General features: G+C 72.1%; 15 protein-coding genes. 12 read left to right on the top strand and 3 right to left on the bottom strand.

The window, feature by feature from the left end; translation table 11 throughout:
* Positions 1 to 150 precede the first annotated feature (150 nt).
* Complete coding sequence (locus ABZ948_RS18580; RefSeq protein WP_359760797.1) at positions 151 to 936, bottom strand: calcium-binding protein; 786 nt, start codon at positions 934 to 936, stop codon at positions 151 to 153.
* A gap of 263 nt (positions 937 to 1,199) precedes the next feature.
* Here ABZ948_RS18580 and ABZ948_RS18585 point away from each other — a divergent pair, with 263 nt between their 5' ends.
* On the top strand, positions 1,200 to 2,966 hold the full coding sequence (locus tag ABZ948_RS18585; protein WP_359760799.1) for a DHA2 family efflux MFS transporter permease subunit: 1,767 nt from the start codon (positions 1,200 to 1,202) through the stop codon (positions 2,964 to 2,966).
* Positions 2,967 to 3,068: 102 nt separating this feature from the next.
* Entirely contained in the window at positions 3,069 to 3,677 is a 609-nt protein-coding gene (locus tag ABZ948_RS18590; RefSeq protein ID WP_359760801.1) for a dihydrofolate reductase family protein, read from the top strand.
* Positions 3,678 to 3,722: 45 nt separating this feature from the next.
* Here ABZ948_RS18590 and ABZ948_RS18595 read toward each other — a convergent pair whose 3' ends face one another.
* Positions 3,723 to 5,363 (bottom strand): oxidoreductase, encoded by a 1,641-nt coding sequence (locus tag ABZ948_RS18595; protein ID WP_359760803.1) that lies wholly within the window; start codon positions 5,361 to 5,363, stop codon positions 3,723 to 3,725.
* Between the two features lie 100 nt (positions 5,364 to 5,463).
* Here ABZ948_RS18595 and ABZ948_RS18600 point away from each other — a divergent pair, with 100 nt between their 5' ends.
* The 8 genes from ABZ948_RS18600 to ABZ948_RS18635 all read left to right on the top strand — a co-directional run bounded on the left by ABZ948_RS18600 (position 5,464) and on the right by ABZ948_RS18635 (position 12,097).
* Entirely contained in the window at positions 5,464 to 6,396 is a 933-nt protein-coding gene (locus tag ABZ948_RS18600) for an aminoglycoside phosphotransferase family protein (protein ID WP_359760805.1), read from the top strand.
* Positions 6,397 to 6,610: 214 nt separating this feature from the next.
* Complete coding sequence (locus ABZ948_RS18605) at positions 6,611 to 7,516, top strand: calcium-binding protein (RefSeq protein ID WP_359760807.1); 906 nt, start codon at positions 6,611 to 6,613, stop codon at positions 7,514 to 7,516.
* A 276-nt stretch (positions 7,517 to 7,792) separates the two neighbouring features.
* A complete protein-coding gene (locus ABZ948_RS18610) occupies positions 7,793 to 8,476 on the top strand; it encodes an endo-1,4-beta-xylanase XynA (protein ID WP_359760808.1) in 684 nt (227 codons plus the stop codon).
* A 2-nt stretch (positions 8,477 to 8,478) separates the two neighbouring features.
* Positions 8,479 to 9,171 (top strand): polysaccharide deacetylase family protein, encoded by a 693-nt coding sequence (locus ABZ948_RS18615; protein ID WP_359760810.1) that lies wholly within the window; start codon positions 8,479 to 8,481, stop codon positions 9,169 to 9,171.
* Positions 9,172 to 9,419: 248 nt separating this feature from the next.
* Positions 9,420 to 9,842, top strand: a complete 423-nt coding sequence (locus ABZ948_RS18620) for a hypothetical protein (RefSeq protein WP_359760812.1) — start codon at positions 9,420 to 9,422, stop codon at positions 9,840 to 9,842.
* Between the two features lie 138 nt (positions 9,843 to 9,980).
* Positions 9,981 to 10,781: an SAM-dependent methyltransferase gene (locus tag ABZ948_RS18625; protein ID WP_359760814.1), complete on the top strand. Its 801-nt coding sequence runs from the start codon at positions 9,981 to 9,983 to the stop codon at positions 10,779 to 10,781.
* Between the two features lie 141 nt (positions 10,782 to 10,922).
* A complete protein-coding gene (locus tag ABZ948_RS18630) occupies positions 10,923 to 11,606 on the top strand; it encodes a hypothetical protein (RefSeq protein WP_359760816.1) in 684 nt (227 codons plus the stop codon).
* 14 nt (positions 11,607 to 11,620) lie between these two features.
* On the top strand, positions 11,621 to 12,097 hold the full coding sequence (locus ABZ948_RS18635; protein ID WP_359760817.1) for a MarR family winged helix-turn-helix transcriptional regulator: 477 nt from the start codon (positions 11,621 to 11,623) through the stop codon (positions 12,095 to 12,097).
* Between the two features lie 18 nt (positions 12,098 to 12,115).
* Here ABZ948_RS18635 and ABZ948_RS18640 read toward each other — a convergent pair whose 3' ends face one another.
* Positions 12,116 to 13,312 (bottom strand): MFS transporter, encoded by a 1,197-nt coding sequence (locus tag ABZ948_RS18640; protein ID WP_359760819.1) that lies wholly within the window; start codon positions 13,310 to 13,312, stop codon positions 12,116 to 12,118.
* 72 nt (positions 13,313 to 13,384) lie between these two features.
* On the opposite strand from ABZ948_RS18640, the gene ABZ948_RS18645 reads away from it, so the two are divergent.
* Together ABZ948_RS18645 and ABZ948_RS18650 are read left to right on the top strand one after the other, a co-directional pair.
* The gene (locus ABZ948_RS18645) at positions 13,385 to 14,389 is read left to right on the top strand and encodes an ArsR/SmtB family transcription factor (RefSeq protein WP_359760821.1); all 1,005 of its coding nucleotides are present in this window, start codon (positions 13,385 to 13,387) and stop codon (positions 14,387 to 14,389) included.
* Positions 14,386 to 14,889: a glutathione peroxidase gene (locus ABZ948_RS18650; RefSeq protein WP_359760823.1), complete on the top strand. Its 504-nt coding sequence runs from the start codon at positions 14,386 to 14,388 to the stop codon at positions 14,887 to 14,889. Before ABZ948_RS18645 ends, ABZ948_RS18650 begins: the two co-directional genes overlap by 4 nt.
* The last annotated feature ends 56 nt before the right edge of the window (positions 14,890 to 14,945 follow it).

Genomic DNA, 14,945 nt, shown 5'->3' on the forward strand with positions numbered 1-14,945 from the left:
CTCGCCCGCCGGGCGGCGGAAGACGAACGTGCTGCCGGCGGCCGCGGCGCTCTCCTCCCGGTCGGCTGTCCGCGGGAGGGGTCTCCTCCCGGGCCGGCCCTTCGTGCTGCTATTCGATCGTTCGGGCAGCCCGCGTCGGGCGGCTCGTGGCTATCGGACGTCGACGAAGTCGCCGGTCGCGTTGACCGCCGGAGTCGTCGCCGTGCCCGCGAAGCTGTAGCGGAAGTAGCCGTCGGTGGAGGCGGTGACGGTCGTCTTGAGGTTGCCCGTCGAGTTGGACTTGATCGTCTTCACCGTGGTGTAGGTGTCGCTGCCCTTCTTGCGGAACTGCAGCTTCACCGGCTGGTTCGTGTAGCCGTGGTACAGGTTGTCCTCCCAGTTGGCCCGGGAGAGCTTGCCGGTGACCGTGATGGTCTTGCCCTTCTTCACCGGCTCGGGCGAGGCGTCGACCGTCAGCTTCGAGTGGCGCTGCACCTTGAACGTGGTGGCCGCGTCCCGGTGGATGTAGTCGAAGTCATGGGCGGAGACCAGCGTCCTGAGGTTCCAGGTGGCCGCCGCCTTGTTGTCGACGAAGCCGGTCGCCGCCTGCGGGTCGAAGGTCAGCGTGCCCGTGCAGGTGGACGTGGTGGCGCTCACCTCGGTGCACGTGATCTCGCCGTCCTCGTACCAGATCTGCGCGTAGTTCGGCTTCGGGCCGGAGGCGCTGATGTACGTCGTCTCCTTGATGCCCGAGTCGTCCGTGGCGGTCACGGTGACCTTGGCGGTCACCGCCTTGGTGGTACCGACCACGACCGGCTTGCCGCCGTTGACGACGACCTTGTCGATCGTGATGTCACCCGAGCCGCCGTCCTCCGCCTGGGCGGTGGTGCTGCCGATGGCGGTGGCCACCAGGGCGACGCTGGTGCCGAGCAGGGCAAGGCGCGTGGTTGCGCGCATGCATGTCCCCCCATGAAGTTCTATGAAGTTCTTGATTGGTCGAAGGGGAGACTAATCCGTTGGCCAAGGGTTCACCAACGAGTTGTTTCGGCGCCTCGGCGCGGAAAACCGTGGGAGATCCGCACGAAGGTGCGGGAGACTCGGGGGCTGACCGATGAGTTCTGCCGGCTGGGCCGGTCTTCATCGGTGTCATCGATCAACTTCCGGCCGGCGGCCCTTGGCTGCGAGGCGACTGCGACCAGGAACCCCAGCGAGGTGCTGTCATGTCAGCTGTGACCCGAGAACGTCCGGCCGTGCGGGCGGGCCGCACACCGACGGTGGTGCGGCTGCTCGTGCTGGCCACCTTCGTGGTGATCCTCAACGAGACCATCATGATCAACGCGATCCCGCGGCTGATGGAGTCGTTGCACATCACCGAGCAGTCGGCGCAGTGGGTGTCCACCGCCTTCATGCTGACCATGGCCGCCGTCATCCCGGTCACAGGCTGGTTCCTGCAGCGGGTCACCACCCGCCAGGCCTACGCCATCGCGATGGGCGTCTTCCTCGCGGGCACCGCCCTGTCGGCCGTCGCGCCGACCTTCGAGGTGCTGCTGCTGGGCCGGATCGTGCAGGCCGCGGGCACGGCCGTGATGATGCCCCTGCTGATGACCACGCTGATGATCGTGGTGCCCGAGCACGACCGGGGCCGGGTGATGGGCAACGTCACCCTGGCGATCTCGGTGGCGCCGGCGCTCGGGCCCGCCGTGTCGGGGCTGATCCTCCAGGTCGGGTCCTGGCGGCTGCTGTTCGTGGTCGTCCTGCCGATCGCGGCGCTGGTGACCCTGTTCGGGCTGCGCAAGGTGGAGAACATAGGCGAGCCGCAGGTCAGCTCCATCGACTGGTTCAGTGTCGGCGTGGCCGCGCTCGGCTTCGGCGGGCTGGTGTACGGCCTGAGCCTCTTCGGCGACAGCGACAGCAGCGTCGGACTCGCTCTCGGCATCGCCGTCGCCGGGGCCGCGGCCATCGCGGTGTTCGTGCTCCGCCAGCTCAAGCTGCAGCGCGCCGGCGTGCCGCTGATGGACCTGCGCACCCTCGGGCACCGCACCTACGGCCTGTCCCTGGCCCTGATGTCCATCGGGTTCCTGGCGATGCTCGGGTCGATGATCCTGCTCCCGCTGTACCTGCAGAACCTGCGCGGGCTCAGCCCGCTGGAGACCGGCCTGCTGCTCATGCCGGGCGGTCTGGTCATGGGCCTGCTGGGGCCGACCGTCGGGAAGGTGTTCGACAAGTACGGCAGTCGTCCGCTGGTGCTGCCCGGCTCGATCGGCATGGTGCTCGCCCTCGCCGGGTTCACCCAGGTCTCGATGACGATGCCGTACTGGCAGGTGCTGGGGCTGCACGCGCTGCTGATGGTCAGCCTGGCGGCGACGTTCACCCCGGTCTTCACGCTCGGCATGGGTGCGCTGCCCCCGCACCTGTACTCGCACGGCAGCTCGATGCTCGGGACGTTGCAGCAGGTCGCCGCGGCGTTCGGGACCGCGCTGGTGGTGACCGTGATGTCCGCGCGCACCAGCCGCCTCGCCGCCGACGGCGTCGCCGCGGTGCCCGCGCAGGTGAGCGGCATGAAGCTGGCCTTCGGCGTCGCGGCCGCCCTCGCCCTGCTGACGATCGCCGTCGCGGTGAAGCTGCCGCACCGGGTCCCGGACGCCGGAGCGCCGGAGCACGGCGACGCGGATGCCGAGGCCGGGGTGCAGGAGCACGGCGGCACCGACGCGGACGCCAGGACGCCGGAACACGGCCGCACCGACACGGACGCCGGTCAGCCGGAACGCGGCAGCACCGGCTCAGCCGCCAAGACGCCGGAACACGGCAGCACCGGCACAGCCACCAAGACGCCGGAACACGGCAGCACCGACACAGCCGCCAAGACGCCGGAACACGGCAGCACCGACACGGCCGCCAAGACGCGGCAGCACAGCCGCACCGACGCGGACGCGCCTGCCGAGGACCGCCCCGGCCGGGGTGAGCCCGTCACCGCCGACGAGATCTGACGGGCGCGGCGCGGGCATCCGGCGTGCCTTCGCACTCGGGGAGCGCCCCTCCCCCGCCGCCGGAAGACCTGCAAGATCCCTCGTCACCAGGAGGAGAGAGCCATGAGCAGGGTCATCTGCGACATCACTGTCTCGCTCGACGGGTATGCGGCGGGGCTCGGCCAGAGCGAGGAACGGCCGTTCGGTGACGACGGCGGTGACGGGTCCGGGGAGAGGCTGCACGCCTGGATGTTCGAGACTCCCGACGAGAACCGGGCCGAGGTCGAGGCGATGACCGCCGCCGGTGCGTTCGTCATGGGGCGGAACATGTTCGGCCCCGTGCGGGGTGCGTGGGACCGGCGGTGGAACGGCTGGTGGGGTGACGATCCGCCGTTCCACGCGCCGGTGTTCGTGCTCACCCATCACCCGCGCGAGCCGGAGCCGATGGACAGCGGCACGACGTACCACTTCGTCACCGACGGGATCGCGTCGGCGCTGGAGAGGGCGCGTGCGGCGGCCGGTGGCGGCGACGTCCTGGTCCTCGGCGGCGCGACCACCATCAACCAGTACCTCGCCGCCGGTCTGGTCGACGAGCTGCGGCTGCACATCGTGCCGTTCACGCTCGGCGCCGGCACGCGGCTGTTCGAGGGCGTACCCCCGCTGAATCTGGAGCAGGTGACGTCGCGGCCGGCGACACAGGTCACTCACGTGCGCTACCGCGTGCTGTCCTGAGCAGCGCGCGTGGCGGGGTCGGCCGAGGGTCCGAGTGGGCCTAGGTCACTGGCGGCTGACCGCGCGCGACACCCCGGCCGTCACCGTCGTCGCCAGGATCCAGCCCGCCGCGATCAGACCGTAGGCCAGCCACTGGCCGGTGCCGTGGGGTGCGAAGGCGGGTTCCTGGCCGAAGGTGATGATCGGGACCAGCAGGTCGAGCGTGTAGAAGACGGCGTTGAAATCGGGCGCCTTGCCGGCTTCGAGGGGCGGCGGGGTGTGCAGGTGGAAGAAGAGCGCGCCGCAGGCCAGCAGGGCCAGGAGCCACAGGCCGGCGCGGAGGGGGCGGTATCCGTAGCCGACGGCCACGTCCTGGACGTGGCCCCAGGCACGGGTGTGCGCGGAGAGCGTGGTGCGGCGGTGGCGCTGCTTGGCCAGCAGCACCGTGCGGGCTTCGTCCTCGTGCCCGAGCCTGCGGTAGGCCGCCGCGAGCTGCTCGTAGGGCTGCGGGAGGTAGCCGCCGCCGGTGCGCCGTATCCACCGGACCCGCTCGGGGGCCGTGAGGGGGACGGCGAGGGCGTTGTAGGTCGTCTCGGCCAGCCGGAGGTCGGCGGGCCAGGTGTCCGGGTCGTCGTACAGCGTCCCCAGCCGCGCGTTGCGGGCGTCCACCACGCCGTCGATCGGCCGCCGGGTGCGCAGGTCGGTCTCCCGGGCCTGGACGGCGCGCAGGGACAGGGCGGTGCCGCCGGTGCGGGACACGTGGGCGTCCCGGAGGCTGAGTTCGGTGCCGACGTGCGTGCCGTCGAGGGTGATGCCGCCCTCGACGGTGAGGCCGCGACCGAGGTCGAGGTTGCGGCCGACGGTGACATCGACGGCCTCCAGGGCGATGTCGCCGGCGTTGCTCAGCCGGGCGCCGCAGAAACCGACGGCCGCCCCCACCGTGGCGCCGGAGAGGATGATCCGCCCCTCGGCGCCGAACCCCGGGTGGAAGGTGAAGTCCTCGGTGACCTGCACGTGGTAGGCGTCCAGGGCGTGGCCGCCCGGGTTGCGCAGGGACGCGCCCTCCAGGTCGAACTCGCCGTCGACGAACGCCCCGGACAGCCGGAACCGCCCCTGGACGGCCAGGTTGGTGCAGAGCAGGTCGCCGCCGACCCGGGCGTGGACGGCGGATATCGCATCGCCGCCGGGGGAGGTGAGCACGGCGTCCCTCAGGTCCAGATCGCCGTTGATCTGGGCGCGGTTGAGCACGAGAGGGCCGGTCGTCCGGCAGCGGGAGAGCACCAGCCGGGCGTCGATCTGGACGGTGTCGGCGACCAGGCCGGGCAGGTCGCAGCCGCTCATGACGACCTCGCGGGTGCGGGCCCCCCGCAGCAGCGGGGCCTCGTCGAAGCGGCAGTCGGTCAGGACGACGGGCATGAGGATCTCGGTGAAGCGGAGATCCAGGCGGCCCGTGATCCGTGCGCCGGTCAGACGCAGGGCGGGCCGGTCGCCCGGGGCGGGGTCACCGCCCGCGCCCAGCAGCAGCGCGGCGACGACGTCGGCCCGGACCACGACCGCTTCCTCGGACGACGGTTCCTCGGGCCCCGGAACCTGCCCGGGTTCGAAGTCCTGCCCCCGCCTATAGCCGTGCCCCACGGCCACCGTGTGCCCTTGGGGGAGGGCGTCCCACAACCGCCGTTCAGGAGCATTCAGTTCGTCGAGGCGCACGGTCGACGATCTTCCTGGTACGGGGACGGGCAGGACAAGTCCTTTCGGGGCGCGGGAAATTCCGTTGCCCGGGCCGGAGGGTGCTCGACACCATTCCGGTATGACGACCAGTTCCCCCTCCGACGGCCGGGCCGGCATCGACGCGGCGTTGGTGCGGCGGCTGATCGCCGCGCAGTTCCCGCAGTGGAGCCGGCTGAGTGTGACCCCGGTCGAGGTCGACGGCTGGGACAACCGGACGTACCGGCTCGGCGACACGATGACCGTCCGGCTGCCCACCGCCGAGCACTACGTCCCCGCGGTCGCCAAGGAAAACCGCTGGCTGCCGGTGCTCGCGCCGTCGCTGCCGCTCCCCGTTCCGCCGATCGTGGCGCGCGGCCGCCCGGGTGAGGGCTACCCCTACGACTGGTCGGTCCGCGGCTGGCTGGACGGCGACGTGGCCCGCCCCGAACGCATCGCCGACCTGCCGAGGTTCGCGGAGTCGGTGGCCGGTTTCCTGCGGGCCCTGTGGGCCGTCGACCCCACGGGCGGACCACCCGCCGGAGCGCACAGCTTCTACCGGGGCGCGCCGCCGGTCCACTACGACGACGAGACGCGCCGCGCCCTGGCGGCGCTCGCCGGACGCATCGACACCGAACGGGCCGCCGCGGTGTGGGACGCGGCGGTGGGGGCGACGTGGCGGGGGCGGCCGGTCTGGTTCCACGGCGATATCGCCGCCAACAATCTCCTGGTCAGGGACGGTGAGCTGGCCGCCGTCATCGACTTCGGCACCTGTGGCGTCGGTGATCCGGCCTGTGACCTGGTGATCGCCTGGACGATGTTCACCGGCGAGAGCCGCGAGGCGTTCCGCCGTGCCGTGGGCCAGGACAGCGCGGCCTGGGCGCGGGCGCGCGGGTGGGCGCTGTGGAAGGCCCTGATCTGCCTGGCACAGGACATCGACACGGACGCCGAGCAGGCGGCGGTCCACCGCCGGGTCATCGAGGAGGTCCTGGCCGACCAGGACGACCATGCCGACCACGGCGCGGCCTCGCCGTGACTCGGAATCACCGGCCCACCGCAGGAATTGACGGCCCACCGCATGAATCGCCGGTCCACCCCGCAAATCGCCGGTCCATCACATGAATTGAGGGTTAATCAGGATCGACAGAGAATGAACCATCAACACATCGGGATTCCGCCACACAACCAAACCCCATTCCCCGCCGTCACACCACATTGCAAGAACCATTCCATCTGACGGAGGTTTTGCAATGTCCTCTTCCCAGGCCGGCCGCCGTTCCTTAGCTGTCTCGCCGGCGCTGACGCTGCTGCTCGGCGCGGGCATGGCCGTCCCGCTCCTGCTGAGCGGTCACGCCGCCGCGGCGACGCCGACGGCCGCCGCCGCGTCCGACGGGCGGGCGATCGTCTACACCGCCGCCGCCGGGCAGGCCAACGACGTGACCGTCACCGCGACGATCTCCGAGGACTCCTCGCGGATCACCTACCTGATCGACGACTCCGTCCCGATCGGCGCGGGCACCGACTGCACGTACCCCAGCGACACCGACCGCACCAAGGTCGCCTGCACGGTCGGCACCCTGGACAGCCAGGATCCGTACCCCACTCTGAAGATGTCCCTCGGCGACGGTGACGACGCCGTCGCCTACGACAACGCCACCGGCCAGGCGTACTACTTCGCCTCCCTCGACCTCGGTGCCGGCCGGGACACGTACACCGAGACCGGCGACGTCAGCGGCAACGGCGTCTCCGGTGGGGCGGGAGACGACGGCCTCACGGTCGGCGCGGTCACCGTGGTGTGGGGGAACGCCGGCGACGACACCCTCCGCGGCGGCGCCGGGTCCATCGCGCAGGGCGGCGACGGCGACGACACGATCCGCTCCTCGGGCGAGGACAGCCACGCCGACGGCGGCGCGGGCGATGACACCCTCCTCGGCGAGGCCGACCGGCAGCACCTGTCCGGCGGCGACGGCGACGACACCCTCCGGGGCGGGGCCGGCGACGACTTCCTCTACGGCGGGAAGGGCCACGACGTCCTCCACGGGGAGGACGGCGCCGACACGATCTACGGGAACAGCGGCGACGACGAGCTGTACGGCGGCCGGGGCACGGACACCCTCTCCGGCGGCCCGGGCAGGAACGTCGTCCGCCAGGACTGACCCGACTGATTCGATCCGGAAGCCTTCCGAAACATTCGAGTACCGGAACCCTGCCCTCCGGACCGGAAGGGCAGGGAACTTCCGACGAACACAGCTACCGCTCACCCCAACTATCGCGTGACCAGCGGAAATCACTCACCTTCGCGTCCCGTCGAGCTACGAACATTTCGCAACTCCTGCCGAAAGCATTGACAGTTGACAGGGCCAGGCCAACACTCCCCGATGACAGAGCTCCCCCATCGACCCACCCCACGAGGACGAGGAGGAAGCACCCCCATGAAGAAGTCATCAGGCCGCCTGCGGCTGCTCTTCAGCAGCGTCTGCACCATGCTGCTCGTCGCGGCGGCGGCCCTCGCGCTGCCGGGCACCGCCCACGCCGACACGGTCGTCAACAGGAACCAGACCGGCACCCACAACGGCTACTACTACTCGTTCTGGACGGACGCACCGGGCACGGTGTCCATGAACCTGTCCGGAGGCGGCAGTTACAGCACCTCCTGGCGGAACACCGGCAACTTCGTCGCCGGGAAGGGCTGGAGCACCGGCGCCCGCCGCACGGTGAGCTACTCGGGCACGTTCAACCCGTCCGGCAACGCCTACCTGACCCTCTACGGCTGGACGGCGAACCCGCTCGTCGAGTACTACATCGTCGACAACTGGGGCACGTACCGGCCCACGGGGACGTACAAGGGCACCGTCACCAGCGACGGCGGCACGTACGACATCTACAAGACGACGCGGTACAACGCCCCGTCCGTGGAGGGCACGCGCACCTTCGACCAGTACTGGAGCGTCCGGCAGTCGAAGCGGACGGGCGGCACCATCACCGCCGGGAACCACTTCGACGCGTGGGCCCGCGCCGGCATGCCCATGGGCAGCTTCAAGTACTACATGATCATGGCGACCGAGGGGTACCGGAGCAGCGGCAGCTCCAACATCACCGTGCACACGGGGCCGTGACGATGAGCACCGGCTCACGCTCCCCGCGCGCACTGCTCACGGCGCTGACCGTCCTCGTGACGGCCGGCGCCGCCACCCTCACCGCCGCCGCCCCCGCCACCGCGGCACCGGACGCGGCCTGCACCGGGTACGTCGGACTCACCTTCGACGACGGCCCGTCCGGCAACACGACGAGACTGCTCGACGCGCTCCGGCGGAACGGGCTGCGGGCCACGATGTTCAACCAGGGCCAGTACGCCGCCGCCAACCCGTCGCTGGTCCGGGCCCAGGTGGCCGCCGGCATGTGGGTCGGCAACCACAGCTACACGCACCCGCACCTGACCCGGCTGAGCCAGGCGCAGATCGACTCGGAGATCTCCCGCACGCAGCAGGCCATCGCCAACGCGGGAGGCGGCACCCCGAAACTGTTCCGCCCGCCGTACGGCGAGACGAACGCGACGGTGCGGTCGGTCGCGGCCCGCCACGGCCTGACCGAGATCATCTGGCACGTGGACTCCCAGGACTGGAACGGCGCGAGCACCGACGCGATCGTCCAGTCCGCCGCCCGCCTCACCAACGGCCAGGTCATCCTCATGCACGACTGGTCCGCCAACACCCTCGCCGCGATCCCCCGCATCGCCCAGACCCTGGCCTCCCGAGGCCTGTGCCCCGGCACGATCTCCCCCCAGACGGGCCGCGCGGTGTCCCCCGGCTGAGCACACCGAGCCGAAACCCCCAGCACACACCCACCCAGCGCGACGGCCGCCCCGGGCCGTCGCGCTGCTCCGGCAGGTTCGACCGTCGATGGTGCCTCCAGTGTTCGCGCAAGGACGCGACGTACCTGAGTACGCGTGCTCATGACTCCCCCCTCCCCGCCCCGGATCCTGGCCCTATGAGGAATCGGGGAATGCTCTCGGCCGGGGCCGCGCTCGTCGTTGGGGTGCCCGTTGCCGCTTGGGGACTGATGGGGCAGCAGAACTACGAGGGGCTGCCGGCGAGTGAGCTGGACTACGCCTTCCAGCCGTGGGACATCGGGGACGGTGTCGCCGCCGTCGTCGGCGGTCTCGCGGTGGTGCTGGTGGGGCTCGGGGCGACCGTGCTCGTGCGGGGTGCGCGGCGCGGGGCGCTGGATCTGCGGTGGTGGGGGGTGATCGGGCCGCTGGTGGTCGTCGGGCTGATGGCCGGTGTGGGCTGGCGGATCCTCACCGCGGGGGGTGTCGGAGCCAACATCGGAGCCGGGCTGCTGATCATCTTCGGTACGCCGTTCGTCGCCGGGCTGACGCTGTGGGCCATGGCCTGGGGCGTGTGGCTGCTGACCGACCGCAGCGGGGACCGGGGCCGGTCCGGCGGTTCGGACCTGGGCGGGTTCGCGTCCAGCGGGGTGTGACGGCGGGCGCGGGCCGGCCCCCGTGGCCGAAACCTCACGGCGGGCCGAGGTCGGGGGCGGCAACATCCGTACTGCCTGGGGAAGTTCACCTAGGTTGGTGAGCCGGTGCCCCTTCCCCACCCCCCTGGAGGCCCTGCCGTGCCCGACGACAGCCTGCGTGCCCGTATCGACACCTCCAAGCCGCACTCGGCGCGCTTCTGGAACTACTTCGTCGGCGGCAAGGACAACTACGAGGTCGACCGGGAGATCGGCGACCAGATCAAGTCGATCTTCCCGGGTCTGGTCGACGTGGCGGTCACGAGCCGTCGGTTCCTGGGACGCGCCGTCCGGTACCTGGCCGGGGAGCAGGGCGTGCGGCAGTTCCTGGACGTGGGCACCGGGCTGCCCACCGCCGACAACACGCACGAGGTCGCCCAGCGGGTGGCGCCGGACTCCCGGATCGTCTACGTCGACAACGACCCCATCGTCCTGGCGCACGCCAACGCGCTCCTCACCAGTACGCCCGAGGGCAGGACGGCGTACCTGGACGCCGACCTGTACGACCCCGAGGCCGTCCTGAAGGCCGCCGCGGGCACGCTCGACCTCACGCGGCCGGTGGGTCTGATGATCCTCAACACGCTGGGGCACGTCGCCGAGTACGAGCGGGCGCGCGAGCTGGTGCGGCGGCTCATGGCCGGGCTGCCGGCCGGGAGCCACCTGGTGATCAGTGACAGCACGGCGACGAGCGAGGGCATGATCGCCGCGTCCGAGGCCTACAACGCGAGTGGCGCGGTGCCGTACCACGTCCGGCCGGTCGCCGAGATCGCCGGGTTCTTCGACGGGCTGGAGCTGGTGGAGCCGGGGGTCGTGCGGGTGCCGGAGTGGCGGCCCGGGCCTTCCGACGGGATCGGGGCGGCGGCCGCTGTGGACGCGTACTGCGGTGTCGGGCGGAAGCCGTAGGTCCGTGCTGCTTCGGTGCGGCGCCGCCGGGGGCGGCCGGCCACGGCCCCGGGAGCGCGTGAGCATCCCTGGGCCTCACCGCCCTCACCCGTCCGGGTCGGTCACCCGAGCCCTCCGCGGCCCCACGGCGATAATCAGGACATGTCCGCCCCGCCCCCTGTCCCCGAGCCGGTCAGCCGGCTCCTCGGTGATCTGATCACGGTGGGTGAGGCCCACTCCCTCCTCCTCGCCGGCGGGTACGCGGTGCTGGCCCACGGGCTCGTGGCACGGGCCGGGCGGGACGTGGACGCCGCCACCGAGGACCCCGCCGGGATGGACGTCATCGCCGGCACGGTCCGGACGGGGCTGGTGGCAGGCGGCTGGCTCGTGCGGACCCTGGAGACCGATCCGCTGGCCGCCCAGTTCCTCGTCACGGACGCGGCGACCGGTGAGGAGTTCGAGGTCGGGCTGCGCAAGGAGGTGCTGTGGCGCCCGCCCGTGGTCACGGAGCTCGGGCCGGCCCTGTCCCTCGACGACCTCGTCGGCACCCGCGTGCGGGACCTGGCCGACCGCGGCCTCCCCCGCGACCTGGTCGACGTACACGCCGCCTCGGCCCGCTGGAGCCACCCCGAACTGGAGGAACTGGGCCGCCGGCACGCCCCCGACACCTTCGACCTCACCGACCTCCAGGCCCGGCTGACCGGCACGGACTGGCTCGACGACAGCGCGTTCGCCGCCCAGGGCCTCGACGTCCGGGCCGTCGCGGGGCTCCGCCGCTGGGCACAGGAGTGGGCCGACGACATCGCGGAACGGCTCATCGAGGGCGGGGCCCCGGAAGAGGAGTGACCTACCCTGGCCGGATGGGGAAAGGGGCAGGGGGGCGGGTGGGAGTCGTGGCCGCGCTGGTACGGGCGGCGTTCCTGGTGGACGGGGTGTACGCGGAGGCCAGCCGGTCGTACGGGCTGACGCCCCAGCAGGGACAGCTGCTCTGCGTGCTGATGCCGCAGCCGTACGGGATGGGTGAGCTCGGCGAGACGCTGGGGCTGGCGAAGTCGAGCCTGACCGGGCTCGTGGACCGTACGGCGCAGCGAGGGCTGGTCCGGCGGGAGGCCGATCCGCGGGACGGACGGGCCGTGCGGGTGGGGCTGACCGAGGAAGGGGCCGCGCTCGCCGAGAAGTTCTACGCCGAGACCTGCCGGCGGATGGAGGCGCTGCCGTCCGGGCTCAGCGGCGCCGAACGGGACCGGCTGGCCGTGCTGCTGTCACGGGTCGTGGCCGACAACGAGGTTCCCGAGGTCTTCGTGGAGACGGAAAGAGACGTCCTGGGCGCCAAGTAGCGCGATTTGGGCGGTGGTTCACTGCTCGGGCACCGGGGCCGTCGCCCGCCGCTCCCGCTGCTCCCGCCGTCCCGCCGCCATCAGCGCCAGCGTCACCGTGGCCGACGCCACCGCCATCGCCGTCATCGCCACGGCCGGGGAGGTCAGTTGGGCCACCGATCCCGCGAGCGCCGCCGCGACGCCCTGCATCGTGAGCATCCCCGATGAGTGCAGCCCCAGGGCGTGGCCGGTCAGGCCGTCGGGGGTCAGGGCCACCAGCCGCTCCTGCTGCACGAGGCTCGCGCCGAAGCCGACGGACGCCAGCGTGACGGCGGCCACCGCGAGCGGCAGCGGCGGACGCAGGACGAGGGGCACGTACGGGACGGCCAGGAGCAGCAGCAGCGGGAAGCTCAGGCGGGGGCGCAGCCGGGGCGGCATCAGGCGGCCCACCAGCACGTCCCCGGCCAGCATGCCCAGCGCGGCGCAGGCGAACAGGGTGCCGGCGGCCTCGGGCGCGTAGGGGACGAAGAGGGATTCGCAGCCGACGACCAGGCCGTTGGGGATCCAGAGCGCCAGATAGACCTGGCGGCGCGGCGGGGACGACCAGAGCAGCGCGTTGGCGCGCCAGGTCGCCGAGACCGAGGGGCGGCCCGTCGCGCGGGGCGGGCGCGGGGTCAGGCACAGCCGGATCACGACGGCCGCTACGCCGTACAGCGCCGCCGCGAGCAGCAGGGACACCCGTGGTGAGAGGAGCGCCACCAGGACGCCTCCGGTGGCGAATCCGAGGATCTGCACGACCCCGGACATCATGTTGAAGACGGAACGCCCCAGCAGGTAGCCGTCCTTGGAGAGGATCTCGTTCACCAGTCCCCAGCGCACTCCCCCGCCGAGCGAGGCGGCCAGGCCCTGGCCGAGGAGGACGGCGAAGACGGCCCAGACGGGCAGCGCGGGCAGGGCCAGTACGGCCGTGCCGGCGCCCAGGACGAGGGTGACGCCGGTCAGGGCGGCCCGTGGGGGCAGGCGGTCGGCGCCCGACAGCAGGAACGTCGCCCCGAGCACCTGGGGCAGCGACTGCCCGAACATGCTCAGCGCGGACAGCAGCGGCGAGTCCGTCGCCCGGAACACCAGGACGCCCAGGGCGAGTCCGCCGATCGTCTGGGCCATGACGTTGGCCGAGGAGGCGAGGAAGAGAGGGGTGAACTCCGGGGTGCGGAGGAGCTGTCGGTAGCCGCGCATGCGCAGAGTCTGGGAGGCGCGCCGGTGCCCCGTTAGTGTTTCGCGAGGGCGCGAAAGGTGGGGGGGACGGGCATGGGCTGGTGGCAGATCACCGCCGACACCCTCGCCGCGAGCCGCTTCTGCCTCTCCCCGCTCGCCGAGACGTTCGCCGCGCTGAAGCTGCTGCACTCGAACGTCGCCGCCCACCCCGGTGAACGCGGGTGGCTGGACGCCCATCTGCCGGACTACCGGGCCCGGCTGGCCGCCGACCCGGTGACGGCGCGGCTGGTGCGGGCGGGGCTCGGCAAGGACTGGATCGCCGACTTCCTCACCCCGACGCCCCGGCACGGGGAGACGTTCGCGGACGGCGTCGCGCGGGTGCGCGCGGCCGACCCCCGCCGAGCCCGGGCTCACCTGACCGTCTCCCTCGCCGGGCCCCTTCCCGCCGTGCTGGACCGCGACGACCTGCCCGAGCGGGCTGCCGCGCTGCTGGAGTACGTCTGGGCGCGGGCCGTGCGCCCGGACTGGGAGCGGCGCCGGCGCGTCCTGGAGGCCGACGTGGTGGCCCGGACCGCGCAGGTGAGCCGGGGCGGCTGGGCGGCCGTGGTGGACTCGCTGCGGCCGGGCCGCACGCGGTGGCTCGGCGGCAACCGGCTGCAGGTGAACCTGCACGAGTATCCGCCGCGCGAGGTCTCCGGCGCCGAGCTGCTGTTCGTGCCGGTCACCCCGAAGGGCGGCTGGGTGTCCTGGGAGGAGCCCGGCCGGTACGCCCTGGTCTATCCGTGCGCGGGCGCGCTCACCGACCCGGCGGTCCGGGCGGCGCCCGCGAGCCTCGGCGCGCTGCTCGGGCCCGCGCGGGCCGCGGTGCTCGTCCTGCTCGACTCCCCGCTCAGCACGACCCAGCTGGTCGCCGTGACGGGCCAGGGCCTCGGCTCGGTCGGGCGGCATCTGCGGGTGCTGCTGGACGCGGGGCTGGTGCAGCGGCGGCGGGCCGGCAGGTCGGTGCTGTACGCGCGGACGGCGGCGGGCCAGGTGCTGGTGGAGGCCCAGCACCCCGGCACCGGCCCGACACCCGCCGGGGCTAGCATCCGCTCATGACGACTACCAACGGTTCCTCTCCCCTCGACGTCGAGATCGGTGCGCTCCAGGGCGGTTCCGCCGAGCTGTCCCAGTACGCGGGCCAGGCGGTGCTCGTGGTGAACGTGGCCTCCAAGTGCGGTCTGACCCCGCAGTACAACGGGCTGGAGAAGCTCCACGAGCGGTACGCCGAGCGCGGTTTCACCGTCCTCGGGGTGCCCTGCAACCAGTTCCTCGGCCAGGAGCCGGGCAGCGCCGAGGAGATCGCCGAGTTCTGCTCCGCGACCTACGGCGTGACCTTCCCGATGACCGAGAAGGTCGAGGTCAACGGCGAGCACCGGCACCCGCTGTACGAGCGCCTGACCGGCTTCGCCGACGCCGAGGGGCACAGCGGGGACATCCGCTGGAACTTCGAGAAGTTCCTGATCGGCCGGGACGGCACGGTCGTCGCCCGCTTCTCCCCGCAGACCGAGCCGGAGTCGGCGGAGGTCGTGGCGGCGATAGAGGCCCAGCTCGCCTGAGACACCACCGCTTGACCTTGCCCCTGGGGCAGGCCCGAGCGTCCTCCGTCGTCGGG

Origin of the sequence: Streptomyces olindensis (assembly GCF_040645895.1) — a bacterium.
Lineage (GTDB): Bacteria > Actinomycetota > Actinomycetes > Streptomycetales > Streptomycetaceae > Streptomyces > Streptomyces olindensis.